Consider the following 8,973-nt stretch of genomic DNA (forward strand, 5'->3'; position numbering starts at 1 on the left):
ACTTATTTCCTTTTGATACGTTGGCGAGCCGTATTGCTCTCATAGCGGAGAATGTCATTTACACTGTTTAAATGAGGTTTAAAGAGTTCCTCTAATTCTTTTAATCGGCCCAATACCATGGCAACACGTACTAAATTTTCAAATGAAACATTTCGACCAGCTTCCAGATTAGATACTGTATTCACACTAACACCAGCACGTGTAGCGACGTCTGCCTGAGTCATTTCCAGATAAAGTCGTTCTTTGCGAAGCCTTTCACATAATAACGTGACAATCTCTTCAGGTTTTTTGAAGTTTAAATCCATAATATTGGGTCTTATATCTATATATATCTATTAAAACACAAAATAATGGAGTTATATAATAAACTGACTTAGTCGGTAAGAAAGGTACTTTATTGGCCTGATTAGATCCTACTAGACTAAAGAAGTCTAATTAGATATTTAAAATCTAAAGGAATCTAATACGTAAGCGTCCGCTGAACCCCATAGCTATTTTTTAATTCGGTTCAGGTTTCCAGCGGTGTGGCAGTAATTCTTCTATTTGGGTCACTTTATGTGTGGGCAACCTTTTCAGCACATTACTTAAATAGGCATACGGATCTAGGCCATTCAGCTTTGCTAACTGTATTATTGACGGAATTAGGCCAGACATATACATCTTGAGAAGAGGGGAAATTCTTATTCCTTGCATTTGAATTATTGGAGAGGGCCATCACTTTCAAATTTTTCTGTAATACTTTGCTTATCTTAAAGTTTAGCCCGAAGACCTTCCACCAATTGTAAAATAGAGGCCAATCCCTGAGGGTTCTGAATCTGTTCTATTGGAATGTCACTCATCAATTTATTGGGTGATCTCATAAAATGCTGCATCCAGGCTGTATCCCCACCTGTCAGAGCATCTAGTGATGTGGTAATACGGATTAAAGTGAGGGCGATTTCTCCCTGTTTTGAAGTGGGATCTAATTCAAGAGATGTTAAAGTTTTCACCGAATCTATATTGAGTGTTAAGGCTAGTTGATCCTGTGCAAGACCAAGTCGTTTAGCAGCAGCTAAAACTGCCTTAGCTAATATCATTTTCTGTTTTGCAGTTTTTTCTGATGTTGTATACATGACCGATCCCTGTTTCAGACGCTGCTAATTCATAGAGTTTATACGATTTAATTATCGTTGATTAGACATCCAATGTTTACTAAAGATATATTAAATTTGACTTTAGATAAGGAAACAACGGTTAAATTATTTAACAGCATGTGGCTGTTTTTAGACCTTCAGCTTTAAGTTCAAGAGATCGAGGTCTGCCGATACATGCTAGATGTAAGCAAAATTTAAATGCAGCAAGAGCATGACCATCTTTTACTGAGTAGAGTTGTAGACGAGGAAACTCCTCTTGAGTTGGTGGATGTTTATCTGTTGATGCTTTTGCTAATTTGAAAAGTTGAGGCTGTTGTTTAGCATCTAACTTTGTTTGCAAATCTTGTCCAAGTAAGTGCCAAAATTTGGCAGGAAATAAAGCCTTAACTTGGGAGTAAAAATGTTCGAGTTGATCGATATCCTTCCAGCGATAATGGATACCTGTGTGTGATGCGGTCACTCGATTCAAAAATATATTCAGGACGCATGCAATTTGTATTGGATTTTTACGACATATTTTCTGTAGATGTTCAAAAAAATAAGTCACCGCATGAAGCTCTTCAGCGCTATCAAGCATTGCTGGTTTTAAGTGGGTTGAGCTATCAATACTAAATAAACGTGGATTCCCTTTTTTTGATTTAATGTTTGCTAAATTTAGAGCATTTTCATACCAATAATTGACGAGTTCTTCTGGCAAGCACATACGTTGAGCTGTACTTTTAGGATCGTTAGTAGTCTCCAATATATTGAGCGTTTCATAGAAGCGTTGAAGTGAAATTTTAGAATCTTCTGTTCCAACAAAGAAAGCAAAAAAATCATGGGATTGATCTATTTGTAACGACAGTTCATCTAAAATGTCAGTAGCATTACTTTGAAGCCATTTTGTTTGATCGTTCAATAATATAGTTGCTAGAGCGGCCTGGTTTTTTTCAAAATTAAAGTCTTTTTCATCATTTGTTATTTGCAAATTTTTAAACGTTGCATTGTGACCCATAATTTTTTTAGCCAATTCATTAGGCATATCCGGATGATGTTTTAGTAGTTTTTGACCAGCTATGAGATAACCTAAATGAATATAGCTTTTGAATGTTTCAACTGGCTCTATATGTCCTAAGAGATGTGCAATAACAAACCAATGGTTTTGTCCATGTTGATTTTGAAGTAGCTCAGCTCGAATTTTTTGATATTCGTTTTCGCTATAGTCGGTTAGCTTTTGCACAAGTGGTGCATATTCACAGTTCAGTAAAAGCGATAAATGATTCGCTGCAGTGTGACGAAAAGAGTGAAAGGAGTAATGATGCCCTTTAAAGACCTGATTTAATATCAGTTTTAGGGGTACGGTGACAGGGTGTTTATTCAGTTTTTTATTTTCATTCAAGTTGCTGAATAAATATAAACTTTTCTTATTTTCTAAGCGTTTTTCAACAACAAAATCGCTAAAGAATTGGTACTCATCATCTTTTAGCAAAGCGTATGCAGGCACAATCCGTTCCGCACTATCCGTTTTGAGCAGATGTTGATTCCCTTGTTTTTTTGAACCATAAGGTTGAACCCAGATAGAAAATTGATTTAAACCCTCGATATCTTTTACACGTAACCCGAGTATTTCGTTAATACGCATACCAGTACGGTAAGCCAAAATATAAATGATTTTTAATAATTTATAGTGATGGTCTGAGATGGATTGGTTATGTAAGAGCTGATTTAACTTCTTTAATATGACCTGGAAGGCTGTGTGACCTATGATGCGTGCCCGTGGTCGACTTTGCGATGCAATAAATTCAAGTTCGAAATCTTCTGCTTGAAAAACAATTTGTTGAAAGGTATGAAAGCGTTTCAACATGTGGATTGTTTGGTCTTTAGATTTTTTTAACTCAGGTTGATCTACTTCATCAGCAAGTCGTGTATTGCTAATGATTTGTTGATAGATTTTGTTCAGCAGATCATTAATGTCATCGTCGGCATCGATGTATTGTAAGGCATGAGTTAAAAACGGTTCTGCGATCCGGGTGTAATATGTATAGATTGAACTATCTGCGAGTTTTTGATTGTCTTGAAATGCCTTCGTGTACTGAGTTGTATCAAAATCAAAGGCGGCTGATAATTTTTTTATTTGCTCTGAACTTGGTCGATAGAGACTGATGAGCCACAAAATAATACGTTTAGAAAACTCATTAAACTGCTCTTGGTGACGCAGGCAAAAATCAATAATGAGTTTAGCAGTGCCTTGGTCCGTTGATGTGCGCATAATTTTCAGCAAGTTTTTATGAATAAATATCACATTTTCTACTGCTTCAGACGTATTGAGATCTGGTAGGACTTTGGCTGTAGAAGAGACATTTCGTTCGATTTCAGCACTTAATTGAGTTTTAAATTTTGGGAATGCAAAGTTTTCAAACTCATGTTCTGATAAACCACACGTGAGAGTGTTTTCTAACAAACATTGTGAAAGGGCAGGATCAACATCTGCATTCTGCAGTTGTAGCCAATTAAAATTGGCGTAGTCACGTAAAAACTTAAAAGTCTTGTTGGTGTATGGATGTTTTATTTTTTGAAAAATGAGGTGCAGATACGCATTCACGTCTAGACTGATGTCACGAATTTGTCTTGTATTGAAGTGAATGAGCCAGAGTCGTGTGAGTTGATCTGGGATAAAATTACGTGATTTTCGAATTGTTTTTTCATCAACAAATAGATCGCCATAGCTTGGAGAAAGTGGCTCTAAAAAGATGATATTAAAATCGAAAATTTTTTGGATTTTTTCAGGGTTTTTTAAATGTTCGAGCAAAGCATTTAATGAAGCTATTTGATTTAATCCACCGTATAACATTGAGCAAAGCAGAATATTCCCAATAATTTCATCATCAGAAAAAGCGGAACTATCTTGAGCAAGAATCCAGTAATCCCACAGTTTTTCGAGGATGATGTCAATTTCATGACCGGCTTGGATCCAATCTAGGGTGAAAATTGGTTCATCGCGTTTCATCTCAAAGGTGAGATAAGGTAGTGGGAGGTCTAGGTTATTACTTTTATTGAGGTCTTCGATATATGTTCGGAAGAATTCATGAGCATATTTTTTCCAGGCAAGATTCGGTGCTTTACGTTTAATAAACTCATAAATTGCAGGATAAGCTTGAATTAAGTCTTCATTTGAGAATTTTTGCTCATCAAAGTACTGTCGGAGCTCTTGTTCTGCATCAGCTCGTAGGTTCTTTTCTAATTCATTACGTTGAAGTTGACGTCTATCTTCAGCATAGCGTTTTTTTGGGATTTTTTTATTGAATGATGACATGAACTTCAATCCCGCTAATTTTAAATTGATCTTTCATTTGCTCTAAAACATTCGCAATTTTAGAAAATTGAGATAGTGATAAACTGGAAAAAGGATGTGCTGCTTCTTGTTGCATGAGCTCATGTCCAAAGAGAGCTAAAATCTCAGGTTCGGTAATTTTATGAGTCAAAAATGCACGAGCTGTATGGCGATGCCAATTTGCATGATCAAGTCCTAATTCAGGATGGAAATTTTTGACTGTAGAAGGACTTAGTGGTTTCCACTCATCATCTTGGATGATTCCCAAAAAGGGCAGCTTACTTGCTTCTATTTGTTGTATAACACCATTTAAAGCTGGATGACTCATCATGATTTGAGTCGAAAAATATTCTAAAAATTTAAGGAATTTTTTTATCTCTTCAACTAAAAATGAACAAAGTGGGATTAGACGTCCGAATCCATTGCGGCCGCCTACTTCTTTGTCAGAAACCATCAAAATTTGGCGTTTTAAATTAAAGTTTTTAAGAAATCCAGGGAATTCAGCAACGGGGCGTGCTGCTGTAAAAAGAAGGAGGATATGCCACATCCATATGTTGTAGTGGTTGTATATAGCAATCAGATCGTCTTCAGCTTGTGAAAAAATATTAAACTTCAATACAGCAAAAATCTCTGTAATGACCTGTGGTTTTGGAGCTTTACGACTACCAAAATGAGTTATTGAATCAGGGAGCGAAGGTACACAACTTTCATATGTGCTTGCTACATCTGCACAAAGTGATTTTAGAATATCAATATATTGTGCATGTAATCGTGGAATATTCTGATGACAATAAGAAACAGATGATGACTGATTGGCATCAATCCCTGTGATTAAATCTGCGAGTTGTTTATTCCCTGTTTTTGCAAGAACCGTATGATGCAGTAGAGAACTCACCTTTACGACAGACAGTTTTGGAATCAATAATTCTTGTCTTAATTTGCGTAAATATTGCTGTATATCATCGAAACTAACCGAATCCATTTTGCGCAGATCCTCAATGAATAGATTCGGGATTGGAATGTCTAAATAGATCGTCTGATTGAGCAAGTTGTCTGAATACTCAAAATTGCGGTTCTCAAATACATTAAAGTGACTGTTTAAGAAGACCTGATCATTTTTATAGATCAATTTTTGGCGGTTATTTAACTTTTTAGCTCGCTTGCTTTGTATATATAGCCACTCATTCACACTATTACCGGTCAAAAATGCGAGCATTAGGATCAAAGCACTTTTATTTTGATGTTCAGAGTAGTCCACATGAAGTCTTTTCAGGAGATGGTTCACGCTAGATGGATTCGGAAAAAAACTACTCGACGTGAGTAAATGTTCTTTGCGTTGAATATGTTTTGCAACAAGCGGTAGAACATAGATTTGACTCGTTTCTGAATGTGCTGCGAGTGGTGTGACGTCAGTTGGATTGACAACAATTTGCCGATTAATCGGCTCATCGATTAAGGTTTCTATATTCAGTGCTTTAGATTTAGCCCCTTTTTTGATTTCGATACTTTCTTCAATGAATTGTTCTTCATCAAGAAACTGATGTTGAAGCTGCGTATCGATACTTGCACGTGCAATCTTCGCTTTGTTTTTTAAAATGTAGTTAAAAGTAATGCGAATATCATTGAGTAGATTGCGATCAAACTCAGGCAATTCATCCGTATCTAATGTGATCAGATGTTGAATAAATTGCTCTAAGCTCTGTGTTGGATCTTGAAGATAGGTACTCCAGAGACGTTGATACTCTTGTGTATTTTGATATTTTTTTTCAGTATCTAAATTTTTATTTGCAGTCCTAAAGCGCTGGAATAAGCGCTTTACGGTATTGAAGTGTTCTGTGTGTGCTTGTTTAAAAAGCTCTGGTTTAAGCTCAGGAAGAGCAATTAAATAAATTGCCGCTTTTAAAACTAGAATATTCCAATTTTTTGCATGCGTGTGTGATGCAGGTAATTGCGCAATTGAATTGATGTATGACGTAATGGATAAATCACTAATCTTAACTTTTTTCGTGAAAGGGATTACCGGAGGTGTCGGCAGCTGCGAATCAAACTTTATATCGATATCAAAGTAATCGAGATTGAGACCAACCAGAAAATTGTCAGTCTGTTGAGAAGACAATAGTTTAAGCACAAAGTTGATATGTTGCGTACGTTCAAATTGCTCATCACCAAACAGTTTTTCTAGTGTTTTTTGCAGTGAAATAACTGTCAAATCAATATGCTCGTTTAGATCGTTCGACACTATGATCTCCAAATTTTTTCTGTACTTATACAACTATCAGAGTGATCAACGAGTTCTTTTACACATCTGCTGTTGAGTGATAATTCATTAAAAATATGTGTACGCTGTTGTTTGATATTTTTAGTACGCTGATTCAGTTGATTTCGAGAACATGAAAGTAGTTGTGCTAGCAGTTCCAGACTCATTTGATGATGTGGCTTTAAAGATGATTCTTTGTTAAGGGTCAATAGTGTTTGACGTGAAAGATGTGTGTTAATTAAATGCAATGTTTTTCGTGGATTTAACGAACGAATATCAAATTTTGTAGATTTGATGAATTGAATAAATTCACGACTGCATAACTCCATCAGAAATGCTAACTCATCCTCTGAAAAAGATTGTTGATGATGAATAATTAAAGTGACTTCATTAATATCTTGCTTTAAATAGCTAAGATATAAGTTAATATTATTGAAAATGGAGTAGTCATCAAATTCTGAAGTTTTCCACACATGGAGTTCTTTTATGCGATTAGAAATATCTAAATCTGCAGTGAGATTTTTAAACATATTTAAGTAGCATAAGTTGAAACCATACGCTTGTGGATGAATGGTGATTCTTCTTTTTTTGAAATTTTTTAGAGTACTTATCTGTGTTGCTGGAAACTTCAAAAGTAGTTCAGATGTCAGATCCATGTGTGCTATTGAATAAAAATAATACAGCAATACTTACGTATATTTAGAGTTTTTGAATATGGCAGGAGGTATCATTTTTTCCTTGTTTTTAAAGTTTATTTATTATTGAAAGTTTCAAATTTTCCTCCTCGATTAGATACTCACTATTAGTTAGCTATATTTGTGAGTTGGCAAAAAATATCATGTTTCTATTATGATGTTCACATAGCAGATTACAATGAATACAGTAGGGATGAGTATAGTTGATTATTACAATAACAATGCTCAAATTTGATCTTTTTTAATGGTAATTAAAACCAAACAGGAGTCAATTTTTGATAAGTATGTAGACAAATTTAACATGATTGATATCGGGAGCCGTATATGGAAATTAAACAATAGAAACAGGTAGAAGTCGTTACAGATGTTGTATGTGATATATGCAACCAATCAACGAAACTGGAGTTTGGCACTTTATCGGCGCATTGGGGCTATGGTTCCAAGCATGACGGGGAAAGATATGAATTGCAGTTATGTGAGAAATGTTTCTTTTATGCCTTAGCGACATTAAGAAAAGAGCGAGCAGATGAGTTTATGTTTGATGAAAACTTTGACCCTTCAACCCTAGATGGGTTTGGGTTGAAGTGAACCTATCATCGCGACAGGTTCTAAGAATCCAGAAAATAATGATTCAGATCCACGCCAGCAACTTCATTTTTAATGGCGAGTAAGGGATTCAGGAAAAATATTTTTCTTTGCTTCGAGGTCACTGATTTCGGAAAAGGCTTGAATACCGCCTGCGGCTTTAATTCCATCTAAAGCGACAGATAGAGCTTCCTGATCTGACGGGAATGTTTCATCCCATACAGTAGAAGTACCACTTTGGTTCACCACTTCCAGTGTCCAGTCACTATCAGGTAATCGATAAATTAGAATTTCAATTTGCTCATTATCCTCTTGTAGAACTTGAGATAAGGGAGAGTCGATTAAATCATTTTCATTATAATCCAGAGTACTGTCATGATCAGACATCAGCGGCAACCTTTATTGTATTTAACATCCTTCCATAGTAATGAATGAATTAAATTTTGCCTAGCAGTGGATATTATGGGGTACAAAGAATGGCTAAATTCAAAAAATAATTGCCCCGACAATAAAACAAAATAATCCAAAAATTACCCAAATCCAGACATTCGATTTGGGTTTCTCAGTATGTGATGTATAGAGTGGTTGTTGTTCCTGAGCAGGATTCTCTTGGTTGCCAGCTCTGTTCTTATAGGGTTGGTGCTTGGAATAGGATAGGCCTGTGCCTGGAATACCAACGCTGGTTCGGGTGCCTTTTTTGCCAATATTTAAAGAAGCACCAGGTTTGCCAATGCTCGCGCTACTAATGCCTTTATGCGTCAGATTGATTTTTAATCCAGGTAATATTTTAATACTCTTGCGAAATCTGAAGCCCATATTTCTCCCCTATAAAATTGAATCTACCTTATTTTATGAAGTACAATAAGAGAGGTGGTCCCACATGTTTGAACAACTAAAAGCTTATTTATAAGTGATACTCTGCTCTAGTTAAGCTACCTTATTTTGTTGTGGTAGCTGGTCATAGTAAAACTCATCTGGAGTCATTTTGTCCAG

General features: G+C 35.7%; 8 protein-coding genes and 1 pseudogene. 1 reads left to right on the plus strand and 8 read right to left on the minus strand.

Annotation, left to right across the window (positions count from 1 at the left end):
- Positions 1-2: 2 nt before the first annotated feature.
- From GBI16_RS12145 to GBI16_RS12170, 6 genes and pseudogenes are all read right to left on the minus strand, one after another.
- Entirely contained in the window at positions 3-305 is a 303-nt protein-coding gene (locus tag GBI16_RS12145; protein ID WP_005001569.1) for a helix-turn-helix transcriptional regulator, read from the minus strand.
- 193 nt (positions 306-498) lie between these two features.
- Positions 499-642: pseudogene (locus GBI16_RS12150) on the minus strand (transposase domain-containing protein); the annotation flags it as partial.
- A gap of 107 nt (positions 643-749) precedes the next feature.
- Positions 750-1,112, minus strand: coding sequence for an antitoxin Xre/MbcA/ParS toxin-binding domain-containing protein (locus GBI16_RS12155; protein ID WP_005403920.1), 363 nt, complete (start codon positions 1,110-1,112; stop codon positions 750-752).
- 130 nt (positions 1,113-1,242) lie between these two features.
- Positions 1,243-4,425 (minus strand): site-specific integrase, encoded by a 3,183-nt coding sequence (locus GBI16_RS12160; protein WP_123785527.1) that lies wholly within the window; start codon positions 4,423-4,425, stop codon positions 1,243-1,245.
- On the minus strand, positions 4,409-6,682 hold the full coding sequence (locus GBI16_RS12165) for a hypothetical protein (RefSeq protein WP_005403922.1): 2,274 nt from the start codon (positions 6,680-6,682) through the stop codon (positions 4,409-4,411). The genes GBI16_RS12160 and GBI16_RS12165 overlap by 17 nt, the downstream gene beginning before the upstream one ends.
- The gene (locus GBI16_RS12170; RefSeq protein ID WP_016653305.1) at positions 6,682-7,356 is read right to left on the minus strand and encodes a hypothetical protein; all 675 of its coding nucleotides are present in this window, start codon (positions 7,354-7,356) and stop codon (positions 6,682-6,684) included. The genes GBI16_RS12165 and GBI16_RS12170 overlap by 1 nt, the downstream gene beginning before the upstream one ends.
- A gap of 417 nt (positions 7,357-7,773) precedes the next feature.
- Here GBI16_RS12170 and GBI16_RS19090 point away from each other — a divergent pair, with 417 nt between their 5' ends.
- On the plus strand, positions 7,774-7,983 hold the full coding sequence (locus GBI16_RS19090; protein ID WP_306179411.1) for a hypothetical protein: 210 nt from the start codon (positions 7,774-7,776) through the stop codon (positions 7,981-7,983).
- Between the two features lie 69 nt (positions 7,984-8,052).
- Here the strand turns inward: GBI16_RS19090 and GBI16_RS12180 are convergent, their stop codons facing one another.
- Both GBI16_RS12180 and GBI16_RS12185 read right to left on the minus strand, forming a co-directional pair.
- Entirely contained in the window at positions 8,053-8,367 is a 315-nt protein-coding gene (locus GBI16_RS12180; RefSeq protein WP_086223793.1) for a hypothetical protein, read from the minus strand.
- Between the two features lie 99 nt (positions 8,368-8,466).
- Positions 8,467-8,796, minus strand: coding sequence for a DUF4236 domain-containing protein (locus GBI16_RS12185; RefSeq protein ID WP_087013843.1), 330 nt, complete (start codon positions 8,794-8,796; stop codon positions 8,467-8,469).
- Between the last annotated feature and the right edge of the window lie 177 nt (positions 8,797-8,973).

This window comes from Acinetobacter sp. TUM15064 (genome assembly GCF_008980265.1).
Lineage (GTDB): Bacteria > Pseudomonadota > Gammaproteobacteria > Pseudomonadales > Moraxellaceae > Acinetobacter.